This is a genomic window from Gemmatimonas sp., from assembly GCF_041689975.1.
GTDB lineage: Bacteria > Gemmatimonadota > Gemmatimonadetes > Gemmatimonadales > Gemmatimonadaceae > Gemmatimonas.
The window spans coordinates 1-26,029 of the sequence record NZ_JBDNFF010000311.1 but is presented as its reverse complement, the minus strand read 5'-3'; the positions used below and the strand labels follow the sequence as shown (position 1 = coordinate 26,029).

At 64.4% G+C, this 26,029-nt stretch carries 25 protein-coding genes; 13 read left to right on the top strand and 12 right to left on the bottom strand.

Going from position 1 to position 26,029, the window contains the following annotated elements; all coding sequences use genetic code 11:
• Positions 1-310 precede the first annotated feature (310 nt).
• Together ggt and ACESNG_RS18895 are read right to left on the bottom strand one after the other, a co-directional pair.
• The gene (gene ggt, locus ACESNG_RS18900) at positions 311-1,987 is read right to left on the bottom strand and encodes a gamma-glutamyltransferase (RefSeq protein WP_373070326.1); all 1,677 of its coding nucleotides are present in this window, start codon (positions 1,985-1,987) and stop codon (positions 311-313) included.
• A gap of 77 nt (positions 1,988-2,064) precedes the next feature.
• Positions 2,065-2,454 (bottom strand): VOC family protein, encoded by a 390-nt coding sequence (locus ACESNG_RS18895; protein WP_373059405.1) that lies wholly within the window; start codon positions 2,452-2,454, stop codon positions 2,065-2,067.
• Between the two features lie 187 nt (positions 2,455-2,641).
• Here ACESNG_RS18895 and ACESNG_RS18890 point away from each other — a divergent pair, with 187 nt between their 5' ends.
• A complete protein-coding gene (locus tag ACESNG_RS18890; protein ID WP_373059407.1) occupies positions 2,642-2,896 on the top strand; it encodes a DUF4342 domain-containing protein in 255 nt (84 codons plus the stop codon).
• A 749-nt stretch (positions 2,897-3,645) separates the two neighbouring features.
• Here the strand turns inward: ACESNG_RS18890 and ACESNG_RS18885 are convergent.
• Positions 3,646-4,533: a LysR family transcriptional regulator gene (locus tag ACESNG_RS18885; protein ID WP_373059409.1), complete on the bottom strand. Its 888-nt coding sequence runs from the start codon at positions 4,531-4,533 to the stop codon at positions 3,646-3,648.
• A 155-nt stretch (positions 4,534-4,688) separates the two neighbouring features.
• On the opposite strand from ACESNG_RS18885, the gene katG reads away from it, so the two are divergent.
• On the top strand, positions 4,689-6,902 hold the full coding sequence (katG, locus tag ACESNG_RS18880; RefSeq protein ID WP_373059411.1) for a catalase/peroxidase HPI: 2,214 nt from the start codon (positions 4,689-4,691) through the stop codon (positions 6,900-6,902).
• 39 nt (positions 6,903-6,941) lie between these two features.
• Positions 6,942-8,060 carry an NAD-dependent epimerase/dehydratase family protein gene (locus ACESNG_RS18875; protein ID WP_373059413.1) on the top strand — a complete coding sequence of 373 codons (1,119 nt, stop codon included), beginning with the start codon at positions 6,942-6,944 and terminating at the stop codon, positions 8,058-8,060.
• Positions 8,061-8,081: 21 nt separating this feature from the next.
• On the opposite strand, the gene ACESNG_RS18870 is transcribed toward ACESNG_RS18875, so the two are convergent.
• The 3 genes from ACESNG_RS18870 to ACESNG_RS18860 form a co-directional block, all read right to left on the bottom strand.
• Entirely contained in the window at positions 8,082-9,260 is a 1,179-nt protein-coding gene (locus ACESNG_RS18870) for a 6-bladed beta-propeller (protein ID WP_373059415.1), read from the bottom strand.
• Positions 9,254-9,724, bottom strand: a complete 471-nt coding sequence (locus ACESNG_RS18865) for a hypothetical protein (protein ID WP_373059417.1) — start codon at positions 9,722-9,724, stop codon at positions 9,254-9,256. Before ACESNG_RS18865 ends, ACESNG_RS18870 begins: the two co-directional genes overlap by 7 nt.
• Positions 9,725-9,857: 133 nt before the next feature.
• Positions 9,858-12,749, bottom strand: a complete 2,892-nt coding sequence (locus ACESNG_RS18860) for a serine/threonine-protein kinase (RefSeq protein WP_373070324.1) — start codon at positions 12,747-12,749, stop codon at positions 9,858-9,860.
• A 208-nt stretch (positions 12,750-12,957) separates the two neighbouring features.
• Here ACESNG_RS18860 and ACESNG_RS18855 point away from each other — a divergent pair, with 208 nt between their 5' ends.
• Positions 12,958-13,932, top strand: a complete 975-nt coding sequence (locus ACESNG_RS18855) for an N-acetylmuramoyl-L-alanine amidase (protein ID WP_373064819.1) — start codon at positions 12,958-12,960, stop codon at positions 13,930-13,932.
• Here ACESNG_RS18855 and uppS read toward each other — a convergent pair.
• Genes uppS through ACESNG_RS18840 form a run of 3 tightly spaced genes read right to left on the bottom strand, consistent with a single transcriptional unit; the run spans position 13,916 to position 15,637 of the window.
• A complete protein-coding gene (gene uppS / locus ACESNG_RS18850; RefSeq protein WP_373062876.1) occupies positions 13,916-14,590 on the bottom strand; it encodes a polyprenyl diphosphate synthase in 675 nt (224 codons plus the stop codon). The genes ACESNG_RS18855 and uppS overlap by 17 nt on opposite strands.
• Positions 14,587-15,012 carry a winged helix-turn-helix domain-containing protein gene (locus ACESNG_RS18845; RefSeq protein WP_373062878.1) on the bottom strand — a complete coding sequence of 142 codons (426 nt, stop codon included), beginning with the start codon at positions 15,010-15,012 and terminating at the stop codon, positions 14,587-14,589. The genes uppS and ACESNG_RS18845 overlap by 4 nt, the downstream gene beginning before the upstream one ends.
• Positions 15,005-15,637, bottom strand: a complete 633-nt coding sequence (locus tag ACESNG_RS18840; protein WP_373062880.1) for a hypothetical protein — start codon at positions 15,635-15,637, stop codon at positions 15,005-15,007. The genes ACESNG_RS18845 and ACESNG_RS18840 overlap by 8 nt, the downstream gene beginning before the upstream one ends.
• Before the next feature lie 36 nt (positions 15,638-15,673).
• Between ACESNG_RS18840 and ACESNG_RS18835 the strand changes: the two genes are divergently transcribed.
• The 5 genes from ACESNG_RS18835 (at position 15,674) to ACESNG_RS18815 (ending at position 18,503) form a co-directional block, all read left to right on the top strand.
• Positions 15,674-15,871: a hypothetical protein gene (locus tag ACESNG_RS18835; RefSeq protein ID WP_373062882.1), complete on the top strand. Its 198-nt coding sequence runs from the start codon at positions 15,674-15,676 to the stop codon at positions 15,869-15,871.
• A 22-nt stretch (positions 15,872-15,893) separates the two neighbouring features.
• Positions 15,894-16,241 carry a hypothetical protein gene (locus ACESNG_RS18830; RefSeq protein ID WP_373062884.1) on the top strand — a complete coding sequence of 116 codons (348 nt, stop codon included), beginning with the start codon at positions 15,894-15,896 and terminating at the stop codon, positions 16,239-16,241.
• A 121-nt stretch (positions 16,242-16,362) separates the two neighbouring features.
• The gene (gene rfaD, locus ACESNG_RS18825; RefSeq protein ID WP_373070322.1) at positions 16,363-17,361 is read left to right on the top strand and encodes an ADP-glyceromanno-heptose 6-epimerase; all 999 of its coding nucleotides are present in this window, start codon (positions 16,363-16,365) and stop codon (positions 17,359-17,361) included.
• Positions 17,362-17,407: 46 nt separating this feature from the next.
• Complete coding sequence (locus ACESNG_RS18820; protein WP_373062888.1) at positions 17,408-17,785, top strand: MbcA/ParS/Xre antitoxin family protein; 378 nt, start codon at positions 17,408-17,410, stop codon at positions 17,783-17,785.
• Positions 17,745-18,503 (top strand): RES family NAD+ phosphorylase, encoded by a 759-nt coding sequence (locus ACESNG_RS18815; RefSeq protein WP_373062890.1) that lies wholly within the window; start codon positions 17,745-17,747, stop codon positions 18,501-18,503. Before ACESNG_RS18820 ends, ACESNG_RS18815 begins: the two co-directional genes overlap by 41 nt.
• A 33-nt stretch (positions 18,504-18,536) precedes the next feature.
• Here the strand turns inward: ACESNG_RS18815 and ACESNG_RS18810 are convergent, their stop codons facing one another.
• The 3 genes from ACESNG_RS18810 to ACESNG_RS18800 all read right to left on the bottom strand — a co-directional run bounded on the left by ACESNG_RS18810 (position 18,537) and on the right by ACESNG_RS18800 (position 20,102).
• Positions 18,537-18,965 (bottom strand): TA system VapC family ribonuclease toxin, encoded by a 429-nt coding sequence (locus ACESNG_RS18810; protein ID WP_373062904.1) that lies wholly within the window; start codon positions 18,963-18,965, stop codon positions 18,537-18,539.
• Positions 18,965-19,222, bottom strand: a complete 258-nt coding sequence (locus ACESNG_RS18805; protein WP_373062892.1) for an antitoxin — start codon at positions 19,220-19,222, stop codon at positions 18,965-18,967. Before ACESNG_RS18805 ends, ACESNG_RS18810 begins: the two co-directional genes overlap by 1 nt.
• Positions 19,223-19,292: 70 nt before the next feature.
• Positions 19,293-20,102 carry an SDR family oxidoreductase gene (locus ACESNG_RS18800; RefSeq protein WP_373070320.1) on the bottom strand — a complete coding sequence of 270 codons (810 nt, stop codon included), beginning with the start codon at positions 20,100-20,102 and terminating at the stop codon, positions 19,293-19,295.
• 278 nt (positions 20,103-20,380) lie between these two features.
• On the opposite strand from ACESNG_RS18800, the gene ACESNG_RS18795 reads away from it, so the two are divergent.
• The 4 genes from ACESNG_RS18795 to ACESNG_RS18780 all read left to right on the top strand — a co-directional run.
• A complete protein-coding gene (locus ACESNG_RS18795) occupies positions 20,381-21,010 on the top strand; it encodes a TetR/AcrR family transcriptional regulator (RefSeq protein ID WP_373062896.1) in 630 nt (209 codons plus the stop codon).
• 636 nt (positions 21,011-21,646) lie between these two features.
• The gene (locus ACESNG_RS18790; protein WP_373062898.1) at positions 21,647-23,455 is read left to right on the top strand and encodes an FAD-dependent oxidoreductase; all 1,809 of its coding nucleotides are present in this window, start codon (positions 21,647-21,649) and stop codon (positions 23,453-23,455) included.
• 10 nt (positions 23,456-23,465) lie between these two features.
• Positions 23,466-25,265: a 2-oxoacid:acceptor oxidoreductase subunit alpha gene (locus ACESNG_RS18785; protein ID WP_373070318.1), complete on the top strand. Its 1,800-nt coding sequence runs from the start codon at positions 23,466-23,468 to the stop codon at positions 25,263-25,265.
• Positions 25,262-26,029: 2-oxoacid:ferredoxin oxidoreductase subunit beta (locus tag ACESNG_RS18780; RefSeq protein WP_373070316.1), on the top strand; the 768-nt coding region annotated here is incomplete at its 3' end. The genes ACESNG_RS18785 and ACESNG_RS18780, both read left to right, overlap by 4 nt.

The window sequence follows — 26,029 nt, the reverse complement described above, 5'->3', positions numbered from 1 at the left end:
GGGAGGAGGCGGAGAGTTGGAGAGATTCGCGGGGTGGTCAGAGTGTTCAGAGAACAGTCTTCAGAACTCAGAGTTCAGACGGCTTATAGTGTTCGGAATTCAGCAACGATAGTGCTCAGTGCCGAGCTATTTGGTGGTGCCTTGCTCGAGTCAGGCGGCGTTCACTATCGGCCGACGCGACCTCGGGATTGCTCAACCACGCAGGCCTCGAGCATCGCCAGCTCCACGAAACCCGCTCGAAACTGTGCGCTGTAGTTGCTGGCGTCTGAACACTATAAGCCATCAGATATCAGAGTTCTGATCACTGACATCAGTATCCCACCGCCATCCCATCCTTCCGCGGATCACTTCCCGCCGCCCATCCCCTCGCCAATCGCACGATCGCCTGCGCCCCACCGAAGGCCACCGTGGGTTGCTCGATGAGCCCGTGCCCCATCGCCGCCAGCGCATTGCGCACGCCATCGCCGAACGGCGGCTCGAGTGCGACGCGCAGTCGATCGTAGTGACGAAACCGTGGGGCGTCGATGGCCGCCTGTACGTCCATGCCGAACACGAAGTAATTGAGCAGGAACTGCACGTGTCCCTGCGCCTGCACACCACCGCCCATCAGCCCGAAGCTCATGTACGCTTCCTCACGCCCGTTCACCGTCTGCGTCACGAAGCCGGGGATCAGCGTATGAAACGGGCGCTTGCCCGGGGCGACCGTGTTCGGCAGCCCCTCGGTGAGCGTGAAGCCGGCGCCGCGGTTGTGCAACGCGAAGCCGGTGCCCGGCACCACGATGCCCGATCCGAAATAGTCGTAGTTCGAGTTGATGAACGACACCATATTACCCTCGGCGTCGGCCACGGTAAGGTACACGGTCTCACTCTTCGTCCGCAGCGGACCCGGATCGACGCGCTCCCGCGCGCGCTTGGTATCGAGGTGACTGCGCCGCTCGGCGATGAACTCGTCGGTCAGCATTTGCGAGGCGGGCATATCGAGATGATCGGCGTCGCCGACAAAGCGATCGAGGTCGGCGTACGCGAGCTTCTTCGCTTCGATGAGATGATGCAGATACGCAGGCGAGTTGTGCCCCATCGCTTTCAGATCGTACGGTTCGAGAATGCGCAGCATCTCGAGCGCGGCGATGCCCTGATTGTTCGGTGGCAGCTCCCACACTCGGTAGCCCTTGAACGGCACCGAGATCGGCGTCACCCAGTCGGGGGCATTCTTGCGCAGGTCATCAAGCGTGACAAAGCCGTTCAACACCGCAAGGCGCGACACGAGTCGCTTACCGATGGAGCCACCATAGAATGTGCCGATGCCACTATCGGCGATCATCTCGAGCGTGCGCGCGTAGTCGGGATTCCGGAACCACTCGCCCGCCTTGGGCGCGCGCCCACCGGGCAGAAAGGTGGCGGCGGCGGCCGAGTCGCGCTGGAGGAACGCGGTTTCATCGGCCCACTGGGCGGCGATGATCGGCGACACGGGGAAGCCGTCGCGCGCATAGCCGATCGCCGGTTGCAGCACCTGCGCCAGCGTGCGTTTCCCGTGAGTGCGCACCAGCGTGTCCCATCCTGCCAGTGCACCAGGCACCGTGACCGACATGACGCCCTGCTGCGAGCCAGCGCGGAAACCACGCGCCTGCAGTGTGGCGCGCGTCATCAGCGAACCGGCGCGTCCGCTCGCGTTGATCGCGACGAGTTTCTGCTCCTTGGCCAGCCACACGATGGCGAACATGTCGCCGCCGATGCCGGTCATGTGCGGCTCGGTCACGCTCAATACGGCAGCCGCCGCCACCGCGGCGTCGATCGCATTGCCACCGCGACGCAGGATCTCGAGCCCGGCCGCCGACGCCAGTGGCTGACTGGTGGCCACTATGGCGCTGGGCGCGTACACCGTGGAGCGGCCAGCCATGGTACTCGGCCGTTGCGCCTGCAGCGGTGCGGGTGCGGCGGTCAGCGCGACAATTGCGCTGAGGAGTGCGAGCGGTCGGCGTTGCGACATCGGGAGTCCTGAGATTGGCGACGAAGCGTGCGAGAAACATCAGAGTTGGGGCGATCACGAACAGGTCGGTATCCGCGCTAGCTGCCTTCGCGTTCGCCAAACCAGTAACACAAGCCATCCGGCGCGATCACGTAGCACACCGTCCACGGCACCCCATCACGACGCTCTACATTAAAATCTGAGGGCGCCTTCACGAGTCCGTTCACGGCGAACTCGGCAAACAGCGCCACCAGTCCACGCACGTGAAACGCGCAGCCTTCCTGCGAGGGATCACCGCCGTTCTCCTCGAGCCCGATCTGCACGGCGTCGCGCGCGAGCACCGCACTCGCATACGGCGTCTCACCACGCGATACCACGTGAAAGCCAAGAGTGGCTTCGTAGAACGGGATCGCGGCGGCCAGGTTTGGCACAGGCAAATGCATGGTGTCGCCGCGATAGCCGAACACCTTCTCCAATTGCGCAGTCATAGCGATTCCTCTCAGCCGTGCCGGACATGTCGAATGCGCATCGGACAAATTAGCCCGTGGGTGGGCCGACCAACAGCGGAACGTGACACCCGCGACACCGCGTAGCCGTAGATTGGCCGTAGGTGGCGTGGCCGACGGGCGTATTCGACGCAGCGTTCGGCCCCATGACTTCTGCGGCGAGGCAGCGATGGAGCAGATCAAAGTGGCGGGCGACAAACTCATGTCGACGCTCAAGCAATTGATTCGCGAAGGGAATGTGCGACGCATCATCGTGCGCAACGGGACCGGTCGCACACTGATCGACATGCCGCTCAGCGCAGGATTGGCCGGCGCGTTTCTGGCGCCGTTCTGGGCTGCGGTCGCGGGGATTCTCGCGCTGGCCACCGAATTCACGATCGTCGTCGAGAGAGACCAGGAGAATCAGGTCACGAAAGTCGAGTAGCGCGCGCGGGCAGGGCTCTGGCTGGACTCTCGCGAATCCCGCGGCTCAGGACTCAGAATCCAGGTTTCTGAATTCTGATTGCTTCTAGTGTTCACTCGAGAGTGCCGAGTTCTGCGCTGATTTTTGCGCTCTGAAGCCAAGCGGAACGCCTCTGCGTTCTCTGCGTTCTCTGCGTTCTCTGCGCCTCGGCGTGATCAGTTCCACTGCCCCGTGCGCACCGGTCGCCGCGCCCGACTCCCGGGGGGCGGCGACGAACAGACCGCTGAACCGATCACGGAGAGGACGCGGAGGCGCAGAGCACGCCGAGCCACACGCGAAGAACAGGAACCGGCACCCATCTGACCGCATGGCTCGAAAGAAGATTCGGTCCGCCGAACTCCTCTCCGCGACCGCTCGACGCACTCGATCAGCTCGCCAAACGGTGGATCTATGCGCTAGAACGGCAGGGTGACGCCGCACAAAATCGGGCGAGAACTCGCCACTCTCGAGGTGTTCAGTCACGAGCAATGACAGTGCACCGTTTCGAGCGGATTTCCTGGAGCTGGCGGTCGTCGAGGCCTGCGCGCGAACGAGCAATCCCTCCGCTGCCTCGGCCAACGGTGCACACCACTCCACTGTAGCAACGCACCACCAAATAGCTCGGTACCGAGCACTATCGTTGCTGAATTCCGAACACTATAGGCCGTCAGATATCTGAGCCTGATGTTCTGAGTTCTGAGCCTTGAGCGATGCGTGCCGGCGGCCTTCGCTTACCCCCCCCGCACCACCTCCCTCACGCATTCCACAAACGCTCTCGCCTCCATCGACTGCCCCACTCCCCGTCTCCACACCGCGACAATCTCCCGTTGCAACGTGTGATCGACCAACGGCACGTACGCGCACTGCGGCGTGTTGTGCCGCACCGCCGCCATGGCTGGCACGATCGAGATGCCCACGCCCGCCCCCACCAGTTCCAGCACCGTCGCCAACTGCGCGCTGCGGCACACGACAAACGGCGACAGCTGCCGGCTCGAGCAAAATCCCGCCACTTGTTCACCCAGGCAGTGCGCGGGGTCCAGCGTCACCGCCGGCGCATCGCGTAACTGCGCCAGCGTAATGCGCCCCGCGCGCGCCGCAGCATGCGATGCCGGCACGGCGACCACCAACGCATCGGTGCCCAAGAGCTCCGTATCGAGATGCTCGAACGGGTACGGCAGCGCGGCGATCACCACATCGAGCGCGCCATCAAGCAGCAGCTTGGCCAGCACCGCACTGTAATCCTCGCGCAGCTCCACCCGCATCGCGGTGTGACGCGCGCGCAAGCGTTGCACCGCCGCTGGCAACACGTATGGCGCCACCGTGGGGATCGCCCCCACGCTCAGCGTCCCCGTCCCGTCCGCGCCCTCGCGCCGGATCGCGTCTTCCGTGTCACGCACGTCGTCGAGAATGCGGCGCGCCCGCGGATACAACGCCTTCCCGGCGTCGGTCAGCGTGACCCCACGACCGTGTCGATCGAAGAGCGGCGCGCCCATATGCGTTTCAAGCCGCTGGATCTGGCCCGTTAATGACGGCTGTGAGAGGGTGAGATGCCGCGCCGCACGGCTCAACGATCCGGCGTCGGCGGTCTCGACAAAGGCGCGAAGCAATAGCGTGTCCATGCACAAGTATAGCCCAAAACTATGGCTTGTATAGCGTTTACATCATTGCGGGCTATAGGAGAAATCTGTAACTTTCACTGATCAGCAGCTTCAGAGAGCCGGACCCGGTCAGCCACCGCGCCGGTCACGACTCGCAGCCACGATCGGAGAAGAACATGGAAGGCAATTCAGGAACCGACGCAAAATGCCCGGTCATGCACGGTGCCGCAGTGCCCAAGGCCACGACGGCTGGCGGCCGCTCGAACCGCGACTGGTGGCCCAACGCGCTGAACGTGGGCATCCTGCATCAGCACTCCCCTCTCTCCAATCCACTCGGCGCGGATTTCAACTACGCCGAGGCCGTCAAGACGCTGGACACAGCGGGACTCAAGCAGGACCTCTTTGCGCTCATGACGAATTCGCAAAGCTGGTGGCCGGCTGACTACGGCCACTACGGTGCGCTCTTCGTGCGCCTCGCCTGGCACAGCGCCGGCACCTACCGCACGGCCGATGGCCGCGGCGGTTCGAGCTCCGGCACGCAGCGCTTCGCGCCCCTGAACAGCTGGCCCGACAACGGCAACCTCGACAAGGCCCGTCGTCTGCTGTGGCCGATCAAGCAGAAGTATGGCAACGCACTTTCCTGGTCCGACCTGTTTATCTTCGCCGGCGACTGCGGTATGGAGTCGATGGGCTTCAAGCCCTTTGGCTTCGCCTTCGGTCGTGAAGACGTGTTCGAGCCCGAGCAGGACATTTACTGGGGCTCCGAGAATGAATGGATGGGCGACAAGCGCTATCAGGGCGACCGTGAACTCGAGAACCCGCTCGCCGCCGTGCAGATGGGTCTCATTTACGTGAACCCGGAAGGCCCCAACGGCAATCCGGATCCCATGGCGTCCGCCCGCGACATTCGCGAAACGTTCGCCCGCATGGCGATGAACGACGAGGAAACCGTCGCCCTCGTGGCCGGTGGACATACGTTCGGAAAGGCGCACGGCGCGGGCGACACGGCGCACGTGGGTGCCGAGCCCGAAGGTGGCAGCATTGAATTGCAGGGCTTCGGCTGGATGAACAGCTTCGGCGTCGGCAACGCCGGTGACACCATCACCAGCGGCGTCGAAGGCGCCTGGAAACCCAACCCTACCACTTGGGACGGCGGCTACTTCGCCACGCTCCTCGGCTACGAGTGGCAACTCACCAAGAGCCCGGCCGGTGCGCATCAGTGGACGCCGACCGATCCCGCCGCCGCGACGACGGTGATCGATGCGCACGATCCGACCAAGCGGCATGCGCCGATGATGTCCACCGCCGACATCGCACTGCGCACCGACCCGGCCTACCTCGCGATCTCCAAGCGCTACCACGAAAACTTCGACGAGTTCGCCGACGCCTTTGCACGCGCGTGGTTCAAGCTCACGCACCGTGACATGGGGCCGAGCACGCGCTACTTGGGCTCGCTCGTCCCGAATGAAACATTGATCTGGCAGGACCCCATTCCGGCGCTCGACCATGCACTGATCGACGCGCACGACATCGCGTCGCTCAAAAGCACGATTCTCGCGTCGGGGCTGTCCATTGGGCAGCTGGTGTCCACCGCGTGGGCATCGGCGTCTACGTTCCGTGGCTCCGACAAGCGCGGCGGCGCCAATGGCGCGCGCATTCGTCTCTCGCCGGCCAAGCAGTGGGAAGTGAACCAGCCGGTCAAGCTGGGCCGCGCGCTCGATATCTTCGAGACCATTCAGCAGCAGTTCAACAACGCGCAGACCGGCGGCCGGAAGGTATCGATCGCCGACTTGATCGTGCTCGGCGGCGGCGCCGCAATCGAAGCAGCGGCGGCCAAGGCTGGCACCAACGTGACCGTGCCGTTCACGCCGGGTCGTATGGATGCCACGCAGGAGCACACCGATGCGCATGCGTACGCCGTGCTCGAGCCGCAGGCTGACGGCTTCCGCAACTACCAGAAAGCCGCGTACACCATTTCGGCTGAAGAAATGCTGGTGGACAAGGCGCAGCTGCTCACGCTTACGGCGCCTGAAATGACGGCACTGGTTGGTGGGTTGCGTACGCTGAATGCGAACGTGGGACAGTCGAAGCACGGCGTGTTCACCGATCGCCCCGAGACGCTCAGCAATGATTTCTTCGTGAACTTGCTCGACATGGGCACCACGTGGAAGTCGATCTCGGACTCCAAGGACGTGTTCGAAGGACGCGACCGTGCTACGGGTGACGTAAAGTGGACAGCCACGCGTGTGGACCTTATCTTCGGGTCGAACTCGCAGCTTCGCGCGCTCGCCGAGGTGTATGCGCAGAACGATGCGAAGGAGAAGTTCGTGCACGACTTCGTCGCGGCTTGGACCAAGGTGATGAACCTCGATCGCTTCGATCTCGCCTGATCCGCGTTTTTCCCGTTGTTGTCTCCAGCCTGGCGCATCATGTACAGCCGTCGTGAATTCATCGGTACCGGACTTGCCGCGCTGGGTGCTTCATCCATGTTCGATCCGCGCGTGCTCGTGGCAGCGCGCGCGGCGAAGAAGATCCTCATTCTTGGTGGGACCGGCTTTGTGGGACCGCACGATGTCCGCGAAGCACTGAAGCGCGGGCATCAGGTCACGATCTTCAATCGTGGCAAGAGTGCGCCCGGCATGTTCGGGAAGGATGTCGAAGAACTCGCTGGCGACCGCGCGAACGATCTCAGTAGCTTGAAGGGTCGGAAGTGGGACGCCGTCATCGACGAATCGGCCTCGCTGGCCAGTGCCCCTGAGTGGGTGAAGCTGTCGGCCGAATTGCTGCGCGACAACGTCGATCAGTATCTGTTCATCTCGACGCGCTCGGTGTACCAGGATCTCAGTCGCGTGCCGATGTCGATCGAGGCGCCGGTACTCACGCTCGAGAACTCGCCGGTCGCAGCGGGCAAGCCACTCCCCTATGGTCACGCGAAGGCCTACGCGGAAAAGGCGGCCCATGCCGCCATGCCCGGTCGCGTCACGGTGGTGCGTCCCGGACTCATCGTTGGACCGGAAGACGACACCGATCGCTTCACGTATTGGCCCGTGCGCATCGCGCGTGGCGGTGAAGTGCTGGTACCGGGCGACGGCAGCGATCATGTGCAGATCATCGACGTGCGCGATCTCATGAAATTCTGCGTCACGCTGGTCGAGAACCGTACGTATGGCACGTTCAACGGCGTCGGCCCGCAAATGGGGCAGCCGTTCAAGGAATTCGTGTCACGCATTCAGAAAGGCGTTGGCAGCAACCCCACCTACACATGGGTCGACGCCGATTTCCTGCGCGCGAACGGCGCCAATCCATACGGACGCGAGCTACCGGTTTTTCAGGTCATGCGTGGACGCACCGCGGGCTTCGCGCGCATGGACATCACACCGGAGATCACGGCGGGTCTCACCACGCGGCCCATGGAGGACACGGCGCGTGACACACTCGCCTGGTGGAAGACGCAGCCCGCCGAGCGTCAGGCCGCCATCAAGACGGGCTTCACAGCGGAGCGTGAAGCGGCGCTGCTGGCGCTCTGGAAGGCTCGCACGCCGAAGTAGGCGCGTGGTTGCTCGCGCGATCTATCGAGTGATACGGTAGATCCCGATCACGCTGGTCCCATCGTCGTCGTTCTTGATGGGAAAGAGCACGATGTCGGGGCCGAGAAAGCCCAATGGCAGCGAGCGTCCGGTAGCCGTGCCGAGATAGTGGCCATCGCGGTCGAACACATCGGTGCGCGGCGTTTCGCCGTCGAACGTGTACCGCTCCACCCACAGTGTGCCGTCCGGTGCGATTGCCATCGCGCGTACCACCGGCAACGTGGGCGCCACGCCCACCTTCTCGCCCACTTCGGCGCTGGGTGTCACGCACCCCCCGCCGCTGCCGAATTGAACCTTGAGTCCCTCGGGATACAGCTTGGCGGCGTCCGTGGCTTTCGCGGGGACAGGCGTCACGTCCCGGCGCACGCTGCGCTCGCGCTTTCCGTTGCGAGTGATGTCTACGACGTACACCGACTGCCGCGTGGACACCACGCGGTCACCGTCTATGGCCCACGCGATTTCGCCCGCGAACAGTGGCGCCAGTTCGAGACCAACACACTTGAACATCACCATCTTGGCGCGCGGACCGACGGTGGAGTCGATCACGAGCGTATCGCGCGACGTCCACCGCTCGAGTCGCCGCACCGCCAGCGTGGAATCACTCAAAAGGTCGAGCGATACATACACCGTGTCTCCCCGACGACGCACGGTGCTCCACGTGCGCCCGCGCGCGGTTATCAGCTTGCGCTCGGGGAGCACAGCTCCGGCCGCGTCCCACGTGAGCAGCGCCTGCTTGGCCTCGTCCTTCACCGACACGCTGCCATCGCGATCAGCATCGATGCCCGCCGGATACTCCATTTCACCGGGACCACCGCCGCGACGGCCCACGGTTCGAATCAGTGTGCCGGCGGAATCGAACAGGTGGATCTGATTGGCGTGACTGGCATCGAGCACCGCGATGCGCGCGGTTCCGTCGGTGGTCACTGAGTACGGTGCGACGTAGTCGAACGACTGCGCGCCGGTATCGGCACCACCGATGCGACCGACTTCACTGAACGTCCAAGCGAGTGGTGAATCGGCGGCTGGCCCGCGCACGATCGCGACGCCCGACGAATCGGTGGTATCGGTGCTGCCGCGCCCCGATTTCGTGTCGGCGCAGCCGGCAGCCAACACGGCCGCCACCGTGGACAGCGCAAGGGCCGCGAGGCGCGCGCTCAGCACGGCGCCCCTTCGCGGAATCCGCTGATGCTCACGAATAGCGAATCGCCCGTACGATCGCCCTTCTCGCGTCGCAAGGGCACCGCGACCTGCACGCCGCACCGTGACGGCGCACTGGCCGGATTACGTCCGCCCGCGCTCACGCCGAGCGTGTAGGTCGTCGCCGGCTCGACCGGACCGAACGTCAGGCGTGCCTGGGCGAGCGTGTCGTCGGTTACTCCTAGCATCACCACGGTCACCGGTAGCGTCGCCCCGCTGTCGAGTGGCATTTCGCCCGACACGAGAAACGGGTGATAGCTGTTCAGCTCCACGCCTTTAAGGCTATGGGTCTGCCGGCCGGAGCCGACCGATACCCGCAGCGGCTTCACATCGGCAAAGGCCGAGTCCTGTGCGTAATACGACACCTTGAGGGCGGAAGCGCGCGGACTGGGGCCACCGCAGGCGGCGCATGCGATCACGATGCTCACGACTGCCCACGCACGAATCATTCGAGTTCTACGAAAGTGTGATGACGTACTGACGTCGCGTTCGGACACGGCTCGCTGCCTCACAAAGTTATCGCACGCGCGCCAACCCCGCGCGTGCCGCGGTCACCGTGCTCTACACCTGTGCGTCGCCACTCCCCCACTTCGCCACCACGCGCGCGTACCAGCGACGGGCAGTAGCGCGATCACCCATCCGCTCCGCCACCTCGGCCCGCAACAGCATCATCGGTGTGACGTTGAGCTCCGGCATCGCCCGATCGAGCAGGCGGGCGGCATCCGCGTCACGTTTGGCGTGTACGAGGAGCCGGCCGGTCACGAGTGGGGCGCATGGCGCGTTACGGCACATGACCATCGGTAACGCCAACAGTCCCCGCAGCGCAGCGGCCGAATCACCGCGCGCGAACGCCAGGTACGACCGCGCGGCATCGCCGGTGTGCGCCGTGGCACCTTGTCCGATCGCTTGTGCTGCGGCGTCTCGTTCGTCAAACGCGCGTACCAGCAGCTGCATCGTCGCCGTATCGCGCGCGGTGGCGAACAGCGACATCACCGAGGACAACGCAGCCGGCTCACGAGCAAGAAGCGATCGCGCTTCGGCCAAGACGTCGGCGGCGGGCAGTTGCCCGATCACGGCCAATTGCGCGCGGTCGCCGAAGGCGAGCTTCTGCGGCGTGGTGATCGTTTTGCCACGCTGCGCCTGCGCCGGCAGCACGACGCGCGCAAAGGTCGCCGAATCAGGGAGCGTGGGATTGGCGGCCAGTCGCGCCGTTTGTTGTGCGGCGATCGCCAGTGACAACGCTGTGGCCTCGGGGACTGCCCCAAGCTCCAACAAACTCTGTGCCGCGTACTGCACGTTGAATGTATCGAGCTGGGCTCGCACGCCGGCACTGAAGTTCGGCGCCGAGTCGAGCACACTCGCCTGCAACGCATAGTAGGCGGCAGTGCCCGGCGGCACAAAGCGCGCCAACGCACGGGCGTAGCTCGCGGCCTCGCTGAACCGGGCCGCGCGCAGCGCCAGCGAGTACGCATGGACGTACGGTACCAGCATCATCGAGTCGAGCGCGATCGCTCGGTTGAAGTCGGCCAGCACCACCGTATCCGCCATACCGGCCAGTTCGCCAAAGTGATATCCCGCGTCGCCCAGCTCCAACCACATTTCCGCATCGCTCGGGTAGCGCTTCGTCGATTCGCGAAGCGTGGCGAGCAGTTGTGCCACCGCGGGGATGTCGCTGACGGCTTCGTTCGCGACAGGCGTGCGACGCACCAAGGCCAGACGCAGCGCATCACCGCGCAACAGCAGACTGTCGCGTGGGCTGCCGCCACGAAACAGTCGAATCGCACGGTCGAGCGCCGCCTGCGCTGCCGGATCTGCCTCGCGCCCGGTACGGATGTAGATCGACGCCACATCGCGCCAACCCAACGCGAACATCGAGTCGCTCACCACCGCCGCCTCGAACGCCAGTCGCGAGGAGTCGACCACGCCGCGTCGATAGAACTGCTGCCCCTGCAGATACGATTTGAGCGCCGCCAACGACGACGTACCCATCGACGAGACCCGCGCGCCCTTGGCCAGCGAACCAGCGCCTCCCATGGCGCGCAGCAGCCGTAGCGCCAGCGAGTCGGCCAGTGCGTCGATGCGCAGCACTTCACCACTCACGTCTACTTCCTGGCGTACCGCGCCGTCAGCCACATTCACCAGCGCCGCTCGCAAGCGCACGGAGTCCTTGCCCATTGGACTGAGCTCACCGAACACCACCAACCCCGCGCCCAGTGACGTACCAAGTGTCGTGGCGGTCGTGACGTCTGCCCGCTCGGGGGACTGCGCAATACTCATCGAGGGTGACACCGAACGGAGCGATCCCGCGCCGTCGAGCCTGCGCGCGAGGAGATCCACCAACCCTTCGCGCCACACGCTCAGCGACGGATCGCGCACGGCGAACGGCATTACCGCCACCAGTGACGCATCGGGTCCCGTGGCCTTCACCGGCCCCCGTGTGGCGAACCACGCCACCGCGGCCACCGCCGCCACGGCCACCCCGTCGATGACGAGCGAACGCGCGCCTTTGCGCGGTGCCGCGCTCGACACCGCGTTGTCGGCTGCGGTAGTCCCGGCGTGACCAGCGTTGTACGATCCGGTCGTGCCCACGCGCGCCGCCATCGCCGCATCAGCCAGCATCTCGAGCACCTCGGCCGCCCGCTGCGGACGATCGGCCGGATCCTTCTCGAGGCACCGCATCACCAACTGCGCGAGCGGCTCCGGCACATCCTGGCGCAACGTCGACACCGACACGGGCGCCTCCGACAGATGCGCGATGAGCTGCGCGTGAGCCGGTCGATCGCCAAACGGGGGCGTGCCCGTGAGTAGATCGTACGCCATCGCGCCCAGTGCATACAGGTCGGCGCGATGATCGGTGTCCGGGTCTCCCGCGCCCTGCTCCGGCGCCATGTAGGCCGGGCTTCCCAGCGACGTGCCCATACGCGTGAGCTGACTGTCGCTTGTCGCCGTGCGGGCCGAACTCATCGCCTTGGCGATGCCGAAGTCCGTGACCAAGGCCGCTCCACCGGACAGCATCACCTTGTCCGGCTTGATGTCGCGGTGCACCACCCCGCGCCCGTGCGCATAGACCAGCGCACGACACACATCGTTGAGCACCAGCAGCACGTCAGCGATCGACATCGAGTTACCGCCCGACACCCGGTCACGCAACGACGCGCCCTCCACGAAGGGCATGATGTAGTACGGGAGCCCCTCACCCGTGACGCCAGCCGAAAGCACCGGAACGATGTTCGCGTGTTGCAGCGCGGCCGCGAGCGCGATCTCGCGACCGAAGCGCTCCACCGACAGTTCCTGTACCAGCTCCGGCGACAGCACTTTCACGACCACTTCGCGGTCCAGACCAGTATCGCGCGCCAGGAAGACGCGGCTCATGCCACCCCCACCGAGTTCGCGTCCGAGCTGGAAGGATGCGCCGAGTGCCGATTGGAGACGGTCGCGGAAGGTGTCGGTCATGATGGGTAGATCATAACGACCGGCGCACCGACCTGCATGCGACCGCTGGCGAATCGTCTTGCTGTTCTTCGCGTACCTTCGCGATCTTCGCGCGAACCGCGGTGCGTGCGGCAGCTTCGGAGCCATCGGAAAGTCGGCTGGTTCGCGCGAAGACCGCGAAGCACGCGGCGAGACGCGAAGAAGAGCGAGATGATGCATATTCGATGGCATGCGTTCCCGACTCTTTCCGCTGCTCGGCCTGTGCTCGGTGTTGGCGGCCGCGCCCGTCGTTGCCCAATCGACAACAGCATCGCCAACGAAGCCGACACTGCCGCCGTCGGTCATCCGGCACAGCACGTGGCAGGCAAAGCCGTCGCTCGGTATTCCGGCCGATGCCGCTCGACGCAATAAGAAGGCGGGTGACTCGCTCTCGTTTCACGAACTCACCGTCACCGTGCTGCAAACGATGGTCGATTCGAGCAGCGCCAAGCCGGTCGACCTCGCGCGGGTGAAGCTGGCAACTACCGGCGCCGTAAAAGGTGCGACCGAGGAACGCGTGATACGCGAAGGCGCCGCGTTCAACTGGCACGGCTTTCACGTGGCCGTGGTGGCCGTGTACGGTCCCGGTGAACTTGGCACGGGACTCGTCGCGCTCGAGGTGGCCACCATCGCGTCGTTACCCCCCGACATCGCCAACTCAGTCGTGGCCGGCGGCGCGGATTCGCGGTTGCGCATTCCGCATACCATCACGCACGTGACGCTGCATCACACCGGTGACAGTAAGCCGCTCACGCGGGCCGACGATCCGGCACAGCGGCTGCGCAATCTGCAGTCGTGGGGCGCGAGTGACCGTAACTGGTGGGACGTGCCGTACCACTTTCTGCTCGATCTCGACGGTCGTGTGTTCGAGGGACGCGACTGGCACTTTCAAGGGGAGACGAACACCACCTACGATCCCGGCGGCCACTTTCTCATCAGCATGATCGGCAACTACGACGTGCAGGAGCCCAGTGTGGAGCGACTGGACGCGATCGCCGATCTCATGGCTTGGGCACTGGAGGCCAACAACCTGCCCATCGATCGTATCGGCGGGCATTACAACTATGCGGAAACCGGTTGCCCCGGAAAGTATCTGCGGCGCTACCTAGAAGATGGGACGTTACGTCGCATGGTGCAGAAGCGCCTGACTACCCGTTCACCGTGACCGGGACTGCCCCATACCGACGCTCACGCTTCGCGTAATCCGCGAAGACGGCGTCGAGATCGGCGGTGGACAGATCCGGGAAGTTGACGTCGAGGAAGGCGAGTTCGGCGTAGGCACTCTCCCAGAGGAGAAAGTCCGACAACCGTCGCTCTCCGCCGGTGCGAAGTACGAGATCGACCGGCGGCAGGATGTTCGTGTCGGGTAACACGCCACCGTTTCCTTCGGCCATCGCGAACGCCTTGTGAATCGCCGCACGACTCGAGTAGTCGAAGGCCACGCGCAGATGCATACGAGTGCCGCTGGCCGTGCGCGCTTCGGTGGCCGCGATGGCGTCACACAGCGCGGGAGGTAGTCGATCGCGTCGTCCGATCACCGACAGACGAATGCCGTGCGTCAGGAGTTTCTCCAGCTGACCTTCCAGGTGCGACGCGAACAGATCGAAGAGAAATCCCACCTCTTCCGCGGGGCGCTTCCAGTTGTCGCTGGAGAAGGCATAGAGCGTGAGCTGCTCCACGCCGCGCTGCGCGCAGTAGGTGACGACTTCGCGCGCCGTGTGCGCTCCTCGCACGTGTCCCATCCAGCGTGGCCGTCCTTTGCCGGTGGCCCAACGGCCGTTGCCGTCCATGATCAACGCCAGATGTTGCGGTACACGCGTCATGCGTCCCCCACGCGCTTGATCAGCGCTTCCATGTGCGAAAGATACCGCTCGAGCGCAGTGCGCCCGGCGGTGGCGAGTCGATACACGGTGCGCGGAATGCGACCGTCAAAGCCCTTCGTGCACGTGATGTAGCCGGCGTCTTCGAGCTTGCGCGCATGCACCGACACGTTGCCGTCGGAGGTCTCGAGCAACGCCTTGAGTTCGTTGAACGTGAGCGATTCGTGGACGGCCAGCGAGCTCACGATGGCCAGACGCACGCGCTCGTGAATCAGACGATCGAGTGCCATCGGCGTCGCGGCATTGCCGTCGACGGACGTCAAAGGTGCGCCCGTGTCGCGCGAAATCGCTCGTGACACATCAACATCGTCATCGACGCCGACATCGCGCTGCGCCCGCGCTGCACTGCCATCGCGCTTATCCACCGTGCCTCCACGCGATGCGGACGCCGAACAGAAGGTGCAAGACGCCGAAACCAAGGGCCATCATGAAATCTCCATCGGTGACAGGCACAAACAGGGCCAGCACGCCGAGTGTGATGAAACCGAATCCCATCAACGGGACGGCGCGGATGGAGAAGGTGCCGGCCGTCGTGACGCCCATGCCGTATAGCAGCAGCCAGAGGCCCGGGAGTACGCGCGCGGTGAGATGCGATGCAATGCCCGGCGTGTAGGGATCGATGAGGGCGAGCGTGAGGACCGCGCCAGCCAGAATCGCCGGCCAGAAGCCGAACAGGAATTTCCGGGCTGGTACGCTGAGCCGGAGCGTGCCCCCGTGGCCCACGCGACGCCGCATCTTGGCGTACATCGCGGCACCGCCAAGGGAAGCGCCGACCGCCGCCGCCGCGAGCCATACCGTCAGCCATCGCTCGGGGTCCGACTGCCGGTGGGCCATCGGCGCGGCCACCAGCGCCGTCGCCCCGACGCCAACGAGTCCCCAGCCGGGCACGTCGGTAAAGGAGGCGGCACCCTCCATGGTGCGGCGAATAAACGATAGGTCCTGCAGCGCCCGGTCACGGAGTGCGGGCGGTTCCGACGTGTGGGCAGGCATGGGAGAAAGTATCGGCAGGCTTGCGGAAAGTATCAAGTGCTTTACAATACAAAGTACAATTCGAACGTGCTGGGCGGCCTGCTGCTGACCATGATCCTCGCGTCGGCCGAGCTTTTGGTCTTGGCGCGACGGGGCCAACAGCGACCGTTGCTCGACGTGGGGGACGACGTGGCCGACCTGTGGATTGCCGACGGCGAGGCGCAGGAGCTGATCGGACCGAGCGTTCGGTTATGACAACCGAGCTCTTGGCGACACTGTGCAACCGTGGCTGAAACGCGTGCGCGCCACGCTCGGACTGGGATTGCTGTGGACCGCCGGTGGCGTCGGGCTAGGCGGCGTGATCTTCGCCGTCGTGGTCATGATTGCCGCACGACGTCAACGGTTCGACGAGCTCTCCATGCCGCGGTTTGCCGGGTGGGGCGCGTTCACCGGGCTGACACTCGGTGCGCTCGCCATGTCCATCGGTGCGCCCGCAGTGTTCTTGGCGATCATGACCGGTGCCGGCACCGTCGCCGCCGCGGGTTCGCTGTTGCTGGCCAGACGGGCGACGCAGCACGCGTCACCTGATTCGATCGCACCCTCGCGGTCAGCACGAATCCCGTAAGCCACGCTTGACGGACAGCACGAGCGCCGCATACCCCGTGGTGCCCCGAGCGACGCTGGCACATACTTCTCACCAGCCCGCTGGTGCAGCACCACGCCTTTCTGCGAAGGACGCGCTCAAGATGAAAGTTGTCGTCACAGGCGCTGCCGGGATGGTCGGCAGCAACATCGTGCACGGACTGAACGCGATCGGCGTCGATGACGTGATCGCCGTCGACGACCTGACCGATGGCCAGAAGTACCGCAACCTGGCTGGCGCGCAGATCAGCGATTACTTCGACAAAATCGAGTTCTACGAGCGCTTCGCGCGTGGCGAGTTCGGTAAAGTGGACGCGGTGGTGCATCAGGGTGCCTGTTCGGACACCATGGAGCACAACGGCCGCTTCATGCTCGACAACAACTATCGCTGTTCGAAGGATCTGCTCGACGCCTGTCAGGCTCAGGGCACGCGCCTGCTCTACGCCTCGTCGGCGGCTACCTATGGCGGCAGTGCCTCGTTCCGCGAGGAGCCCGAGTTCGAGCAGCCGCTCAATGTGTACGGCTACTCCAAGCTGCTCTTCGACAACGTCGTGCGCCGCATGCTGCCGACCGCCGGCCCGCAGGTGGTGGGCTTCCGCTACTTCAACGTGTACGGACCACGCGAGCAGCACAAAGCCCGCATGGCCTCGGTGGCGTTTCACCACGTCAATCAGTTCCGCGAGAACGGTGCGGTTCGCCTGTTCGGCGAGTATGGCGGCTATGCCGCAGGCGAACAGTCGCGTGACTTCGTGTTCGTAGACGACGTGGTCGCGGTCAACCTGTGGTTCCTCGAACATCCCGATCGGAGCGGTATCTTCAATCTCGGTACCGGCCGTGCCCAGCCGTTCAACGATGTCGCGGTGAGTACGGTGAACGCCGTCCGTGCACTGCGTGGTGAAGCGGCGTTGCCCATTCACGAGCTGCTCGCACGGGGTCTGCTCGAGTACATCGCGTTTCCCGACGCGCTCAAGGGCAAGTACCAGTGCTTCACGCAGGCGGATCTCACGCAGCTGCGGGCTACGGGTTGTGATCACCACTTCGCCGATGTGCAGACGGGGATTGCGCAGTACGTGACGTGGTTGGCCGATCAGCCGGCGGTGTGAGCGGTATTTCTTGCACTAGAAAGAAAACTCCTGTATTCTTTCATATATGCCTGCGCTCACTTCATTTCGCACCAAGCCGGACCCGGCCGCGGTCGTCGCCAAAGCCGCCCTCGCCGCCGCCGATCGATTGGGGCTCACCGGCCTCCACTTGGCCACGGTCATCGGCGTCAGCGAAGCCTCGGTCTCCCGCATGCAGCATGGCCGCGGCGTCGATCCGTCCAGCAAAGAGGGCGAGCTCGCCCTCATGTTCGTGCGGCTCTTCCGGTCGCTCGACGCCTTGGTTGGTGGTGACGATGCCAAGGCGCGTGCGTGGTTGCACGCCACGAACGATCATCTCAGCGGCGTACCCGCCGAACGTATCCGAACCGTCGAGGGGCTAGTGGATGTCGTCCAGTATCTGGATGCAATGCGAGGGCGACTCTGAACGTCGAGCGCTGCGGCTGGTCGCTTGGCGCGTGGTGGAGTCGCAGCACGAGGTCTCCACGCGCAAGCTCGTGAGTTCAGCCGCCGAGCAGGAGTTGCTCGAGGATCTGATCGATCGCGTGAAGCCGCCGGTGTCGGTGGGCGCGCGACTGCACTACCTGCTCTTCACGCCCTTCCGGTATCCGCCGCTCCGCCACGGCTCACGCTTTGGCACGCGACACGAACGCGGCATCTGGTACGGGTCAGAGCAACAGCGCACGGCGTTTGCCGAGGTGGCCTACTACCGGCTGCTTTTTCTCGAGGGCACGCAGGCGGTACTGGAGCCGGTGAGCACCGCACTCACCAGCTTCACCGTGCGCATGCGCAGTACGCGCGGCATCGACCTCGGGGCCGCGCCGTTCACGGCGCACACCGCAGCGATCGCCTCCCCCTCCTCCTACCACGCGTCGCAGGCGCTCGGCCACGCGATGCGAGACGCCGAGGTCGAACTATTCAGATTTCCCTCGGCGCGCGACGCGGATGGAGGCACGAACGTCGGGGCGTTCTCACCGGCCGTGTTTCATCAGGCCACGCCGCAACACTTCGAACGCTGGCATTGCACCGCCGCGCGGAGCGCGGTGGACTTCAGGCGTGGCGACCTCACGCGAGCGCGCGACACGCACCTGTTCGAGCGTGCCCAGTTCCTGGTGGACGGCCGGTTGCCCTGGCCATCTCCGTGAACGTTCAATCGTGTTCGTCGTGCGTGCTGTAGCCTACAACACCACCACCGACGCCGCCGTTGCCCCGCGTACGGCATTCAGGGCAATCGACCGATCGAACGTCACCAGCGCGCCGCCACGGCCAACGGCAAGCGCCAGCAGGTAAACATCCGTCAGCTGCCGCGGTCCATGAATACGCGTAGTGTCGATGACCTGGTCGTTCAGCACACTCACATCGTCAGGCCAGAACTCATGAATGCGCTCGATGCTCGCGCGATGGAGTCGCCTCGAGATCTCGTTCACGGTATGCGCGTTCGGGTAAGCCGGATGGCTCATAACTCGCACGCACCCGTTCTGCGTGATGGGGCATGACGCCCAGCCATTCTTCGCATTGTCGCGGAACCATGCCAGCGCCGTTTCGTGCGACGTGTGATCGGCATCGAGCCGCGCGATGAGCACGTTCACATCGAGCAGGGCGCGTATCAGTACGCGTCGTCGTTTCGGAGCTGGTCGATCAGGTCGTTGGTCACCACGGCGCCGCGACGCGCGAAAGGTTGGACGCCGTAGAGAACGGACGGTTCGCGCACGGCTGATGGAACAGACTCCGCAGGCTCGCGAGGAGCTGTAAGCGCCTGCCGCATCAACTCCGAGACCGCCTGCCCCATCGTCTTGTGCTCGCGCCGCGCGCGCTCTTTCGCCGCAGCAAGCACATCATCGGCGATGTCGAGGGTGGTTCGCATATATTGATGCTAACGCATTACGCATCAGATGTTGAGTGGTATAGAAATCGCGCCCGCCACCGCCGCGACGTTACCGTCCGGCAGGTGCTGGCGGCGCCGCAGTGCCTGCCAGCAACCCTCCATCGATATTGAATTCCCCGCCCGTGCAGTACGTCGATTCCTCGCTGGCGAGATAGGCCACGAGCGCGGCCACCTCGTCGGGCGTGCCGAAGCGCTGCAGCGGCGACGAGGCCACCGCCGCGGCGATGTTCGCCTCACGATCAGGGCCGGTACCGAACACTGGCTCCCAGAGCGGCGTAAGCACCGCGGCCGGCTGCACCACGTTGCAGCGAATCGAGAGCCCCTGCTCGGCGCACCAGAGCGCGACGGTTTTGGTGTGGTTGCGCACGGCAGCCTTGCTCGCGGCATAGGCCGCCGCGCCGGGAATGCCGACGACTCCCGATCGTGAACCGATGTTGATGATGCTGCCGCGGCCGGCAGCGCGCATCGCGGCGATCGCGGCTTGGCAGCCGAGCATGACGCCATCGAGATTCGTCGCCATCACCGCGCGCCATGCCTGGAGCGACACGTGCTCCGGATCGTGCGCACTGGCGTGCGATTCGAAGCCGGTGATCCCGGCGTTGTTCACGAGCACATCGAGCCGGCCGTGTTGCTGCACCCAGTCCGCCACCACACGCTCCCAATCCGCCGGCTCACGCACATCCAGACGTTGGTACACGGCCGACGCACCCAGCCCGTCGGCCGCGAGCGCGCCCTCGGCATCGCGAATATCCGTGAGCAGCACCTGCGCCCCTTCCAGCAGCAAGCGACGCGCCACGGCCAGACCGATACCCCTCGCCGCGCCGGTTACCAGCGCCGTTGTCCCCGTGAGTCGTTGCATCGCGGCTCTCTGTTTGTGCACGTTTATTCTGCAGTCCGTAGCAGCCGGACGTTTTGGCATGGTAACGGTGTACGTCGCTGATTGGGATTGTGCTGTTCTTCGCGTCGCTTCGCGAACTCCGCGAGCTTCGCGCGAACCAGCTGGCTCTCCGATCGCTCCGCGGCAGCCGAAAGCACCAAAGTTCGCGCGAAGTCCGCGAAGATCGCGAAGTCCCGCGAAGAACAGCACCGGCAAAGGCACCATCTTGATAGTGAACGATCATACACTTACTGTCAAGCATGCCCCGCCCACGACTGATCTCCGACGAAGACGCGTTTGCCGCGTTCGATGCTGCTATCGCCGAGCACGGTCCGAATGGGGTGACGCTCGCGCTGGTCGCGCAGCGGCTCGATGTGACCGCATCCGCGCTCATGCGGCGATTCGGATCGAAACAAGGCCTCTTTGCGGCGTTCATGCAGCAACAACTGGCGGCGCAGCCTACGATGCATGATGCGCTGCTGAAGGCGCACACCCATCCACTCGAGGCGCTGTTGGCCCTCAGTGGCCATACACGGCAATACAGCACGAAACGCAGCGCATACCTGCGTCATCTCGCCAGCTTCTTTCTCCAGTTGGCGGATGACGACGCCTTGGTTCCCGTCATCGCGAAGTGGTTCTCGGGCGAGCGACGTTGGATTGCGGAACGACTGACGGAGGCGCGTGCCCGTACGGCGTTGAAATCCGGCACCCCCGTGCCCGACCTCGCGCGCACGCTGCAGGCCGCACTCCATGGCTCACGACTGCAGTGGGCGACCGGCGGCAAAGGCACGGAGGGGGCGTGGAGCCGGCGAGAGCTGGAGGCAGTGCTCGCGCCATGGCGGATCGACCACGCCCAGGAAGGAGCTACTCCGCCGTCGTCGGATCGATGATCGTCACAATCTCCATGACGCGATCGGCCGGAAAACCACGGAGGCGCGAGCTCACGCACCATCGCTTCGTTCGGCGCGCGGAAGATGCGTTGAGGACGCCACACGACTTCGGCGAGATGGCCTTCAAGTCTTCCGGGGACAGCTTCCCTGCACCGGGAACCGTGCGCTCGATGAGACACTCCGGCATTTGGCTCTCGCCAAGGGAATCACAAGGCACGGAGTAGCGCGGCCCGGCTGGGAAGCCAATAGGCAGTCGCCACGGGCCGCGCGCTCGTCGATGCATTTACTTGGCTTTTCGCTCTGCGTTCTCTGCGCCTCCGCGTCCCCTGCGTACTCGGTTCAGCGGCATGTTCTTCGCAGCCACACGGGAGTCGTGCGCAACGTACAGTTCGACCGGAGGTAATGGAACGGATCACGCAGAGGCGCCGAGCACGCAGTGACGCTGAGCCATATCGTGACGCGGAAAGGTTTCTCAGGCCCTCCTCGCGGGGTAGGAGCGCGCCGCGATTCAATTGTCCGTGTGTCATGGCGGACGCGGCGACCACGGCGCATACTCTCCGGAGAGGCTTTGATTTTCCTACGCCGGGTCGGACATCTCGTCGATATCGGCATGGACTTGCACCCAGGCGACGCCCCATGGCTTTGCACACGGATGTCAGCACGCCCGACCACTACCACAAGGTGGTGGACTGTCAGTGGGCCTGTCCCGCGCACACCAACGTCCCGGAGTATCTCCGGCTCATTGCGCAGGGACGGTACACGGAATCGTATCTGCTCAACCGCGAATCCAACGTCTTTCCCGGCATCTTGGGGAGAACTTGCGATCGCCCCTGCGAGCCCGCCTGCCGACGCGGACGCGTCGACGGCAAGCCCGTCGCCATCTGCCGCCTCAAACGAGTGGCCGCTGACCTTCGCGACGACATCAGCGCGTTTCTGCCGAAGCCGGTGACCGATCGCAACGGCAAGCGCATTGCGCTCATCGGCGCCGGCCCGTCATCGCTCACGGTAGCCAACGATTTGCTGCCGCTGGGCTATGAGGTGGTGATCTACGAGAAGAACGCGCAGGCCGGCGGACTGATGCGCGTCAACATCCCGTCGTTTCGCCTGCCCGAGCAAGTGCTCAACGAAGAGACGCAGTGCATCATCGACATGGGTGCTGAGGTGCGATACAACACATCGGTCGACAGTCTGCGCACGCTCCTCGATGAGCAGTATGACGCGGTGTTCGTGGGCAGCGGCGCTCCCAAGGGCAAGGAACTCGATGTTCCCGGACGATGGGATCCAGCCGTGCGAGACCAGATCCACATCGGTATCGAGTGGCTCAGCTCCGTGCACTTCGGCCACATCGAATCGATCGGCCAGAACGTGCTCATCATCGGCGTGGGCAATACGGCCATGGATTGCTGCCGCACGTCGCGCCGACTCGGCGGCACGAACACCAAGGTGATCGCGCGACGCGGACGTCAGTTCTTCAAGGCCTCTCCGTGGGAACTCGAAGACGCCGAGGAAGAAGGCATCCACATCATCGAGAATCACGCGCCGAAGCGGTTCGTGATCGAAGACGGGAAGCTGGTCGGCATGGAGTTCGAACGGCTCGCATGGAGCGAGACGAACGGGCGCCAGACCAGCACCGTCATCGACACGCTCATCATGCCGTGCGACACCGTGATCCTCGCCATCGGTCAGGACAACGCGTTCCCGTGGATCGAGCGCGACGTCGGGATCACGTTCGACCAGTGGGACATGCCCGTGGTGGACAAGGCGTCGTACCAGTCGTCGCGACCGGACGTGTTCTTCGGCGGAGACGCGGCATGGGGACCGCAGAACATCATCTGGGCCGTCGAACACGGACATCAGGCCGCCATCTCGATTCACAAGCACTGCCTTGGCGAAGACGTTTCGAACCGTCCCGCCCAGGGCATGCATCTGATCAGCACGAAGATGGGCATGCACGCGTGGATGTACAGTAACGAGTTCAATCCGTCGCCGCGCGCACAGATGTCACATGCCGAACTCGTGAAGCGATTCGCCAGCGTGAGCGAAGAAGTGGAGCTGGGGTACACCCCCGAGCAGACCGCCACCGAAGTGCAGCGCTGTCTCAACTGCGACATCGAGACGCACTTCACGGCCACGCTGTGCATCGAGTGCGACGCGTGCGTGGACGTCTGTCCGGTGAACTGTCTTACGATCGCGCCGGTGGCCGAGTCGGAAGTCGAGCTTCGCACGAGACTGTCGGCGCCGGCGGACAACATGACGCAGGACCTGTACGTGTCGGCGGCGCTGCCGCAGACACATCGCATCATGGTGAAGGACGAAGATATCTGCCTGCATTGCGGGCTCTGCGCTGAACGTTGCCCCACCGCCGCGTGGGACATGCAGAAATTCTCCCTCGTGTTGCCCTACGCCTTCAGCGCGTCGGGCACTGTCGTCCCGGTCAGCGTATGAGTGTAAGCATATGAGCGGTATCAACGATTTCGCCTTCAAGATGGCGACCGTGAACGGAACCGGCTCGGCCAGTGCGAACAGCTTGTTGATGCAGGCGATCTTTCGGATGGGCATCCCGGTCACGGGCAAGAACATCTTCCCGTCGAACATTCAGGGCCTCCCCACGTTCTACGAAGTGCGGGTGAGTAAAGACGGCTACACCGCGCGTCCACAGCATGTGGATCTCGTGGTCGCGCTCAATCCCAGCACGTACGCCAAGGACGTGGCGACGGTGCGCCCGGGTGGATATCTGGTGTACGATTCGTCGTGGCCCCTGGAGTCCGAGCTCGAGCGCGAAGGGATCACGATACTCGGCATTCCGTTCGGCCGGATGTGTGTCGATACGTTCGTCGGTGATCGCGACCGCACGCTGTTGCGCAACATCGTGTACGCCGGCGCGCTCGCCGCGCTGCTCGAGATCGACATGGATCTCATCGGGCAGATGTTGCACGAGAAGTTCTCGAAGAAGAAGAAGCTCCTCGAGGCCAATCACACGGCCATCAAGCTGGGCTACGACTACGCGAAGCAGCATTTCGCCTGTCCGCTGCCCTTCCATCTCGACAAGATGGACGCCACGGGCGACTCGATTCTCATCGATGGCAATACCGCTGCCGGGCTGGGCGCCGTGTACGCCGGGGCCACCGTGGGCGCGTGGTATCCGATCACGCCGTCCACGTCGCTGATGGAAGCGTTTCGCGGCTTCTGCGAGCGCTTCCGGGTCGAACCGGAAACCGGGCTGCACAAGTACTGCATCATTCAGGCGGAAGACGAGTTGGCCGCGGCCGGCATCGTGATCGGAGCCGGCTGGGCGGGCGCGCGGGCGTTCACGAACACGTCGGGCCCCGGCATTTCGCTCATGCAGGAGTTCATCGGTCTCGCCTACTACACGGAGATCCCCGCCGTTTTCTACGACGTGCAGCGCACCGGGCCCGCCACTGGCATGCCCACGCGCACGCAGCAATGCGACTTGATGTCGCTCGCCTACGCGTCTCACGGCGATACGAAGCACATCGTGCTCTTCCCGTGCAGTCCCGAAGAGTGCTTTTACATCGGCACGACCGCGTTCGACCTCGCCGAGCGATTCCAGACGCCGGTGTTCGTGGCGAGCGATCTCGACATCGGCATGAACGACTGGATGTGCAAGCGGCTCGTGTGGGACGACGGCTATCAGCCTGATCGCGGCAAGGTGCTCGATGCCGTGGCGCTGGAGCAGGTGAAGAAGTTCTCGCGGTATCTCGACGTGGATGGCGACGGCATCGCCGCGCGTACGCTGCCCGGCGTGCATCCCAACGGCGCGTACTTCGTGCGCGGCTCGGGTCACGACAAGCACGGGGCGTACACCGAAGACTCCGACGCATATCAGGAAGTCGTGGATCGCCTGGCGCGGAAGTTCGCCACGGCCGCGTCTGTGGTGCCGGCACCGGAGTTCCACCTGCAGCCACAGGCTGATGTAGGGATCGTTTCACTCGGCAGTTGCCACGCAGCAGTGCTCGAAGCCATCGATCGCCTGCGCGAGCAAGGTATCGTGGCGGACTACATGCGGATCAAGGCCTTCCCCTTCAACAGCAGCGTGCGCGAGTTCATCGATGCGCACGACGCGGTGTTCGTGGTGGAGCAGAACCGCGATTCGCAGCTGCGGTCGCTCCTCGCCATTGAAACCGGTGTACCACGCGACCACATGAATTCGGTGCTCGACTACGGTGGTATGCCGCTCACCGCCGTCGTGGTCGTGACTGCCATCGCGAACCATTTCTCTCAGGTGCCCGCATGACATCCATCGCCAAGCCACCGGTCCGACACCCCGGATTGCAGCGCAACGCGCTGGGCTTCACGGTTCGCGATTACGAAGGGGCGATGTCTACGCTGTGTGCCGGCTGTGGACACGACTCCGTCACCGCCGCGCTCGTGCAGTCGTTCTGGGAGCTCTCGCTACCGCCGCACAGGGCCGCCAAGATGAGCGGCATCGGCTGTTCGTCCAAGACCACGGCGTACTTCATGAAGCAGTCGCACGGCTTCAACAGCGTGCATGGGCGCATGCCGTCGGTGACGTCCGGGGCGAGTGCCGCCAATCGCGACCTCACCTACATCGGCATTTCCGGCGACGGCGACTCACTCAGCATTGGCCTGGGTCAGCTGTCACACGCCATTCGTCGGAACGTGCGCATGCTGTACGTGATCGACAACAACGGCGTGTATGGACTCACCAAAGGTCAGTTCTCCGCGTCGGCGGACGTCGGCTCCACGTCCAAGAAGGGCGAAGCCAACATGCAGCAGCCCATCGACCCTGTGCTGTTGGCGCTCACGCTGGGCGCGACCTTCGTGGCCCGCAGCTTTTCGGGTGACAAGGCGCAGCTCGTGCCCATCCTGAAGGCCGGACTGTCGCACAACGGACTGGCGCTGATCGACGTCATCTCGCCGTGCGTGACCTTCAACGATCACGAAGGCTCCACCAAGAGCTACAAGTTCACGCGTGAGCACGAGGTCGAGATTTCGGCGGCGGATTTCGTGCCGTTGCGCCGCGAGATCACGGCGCCG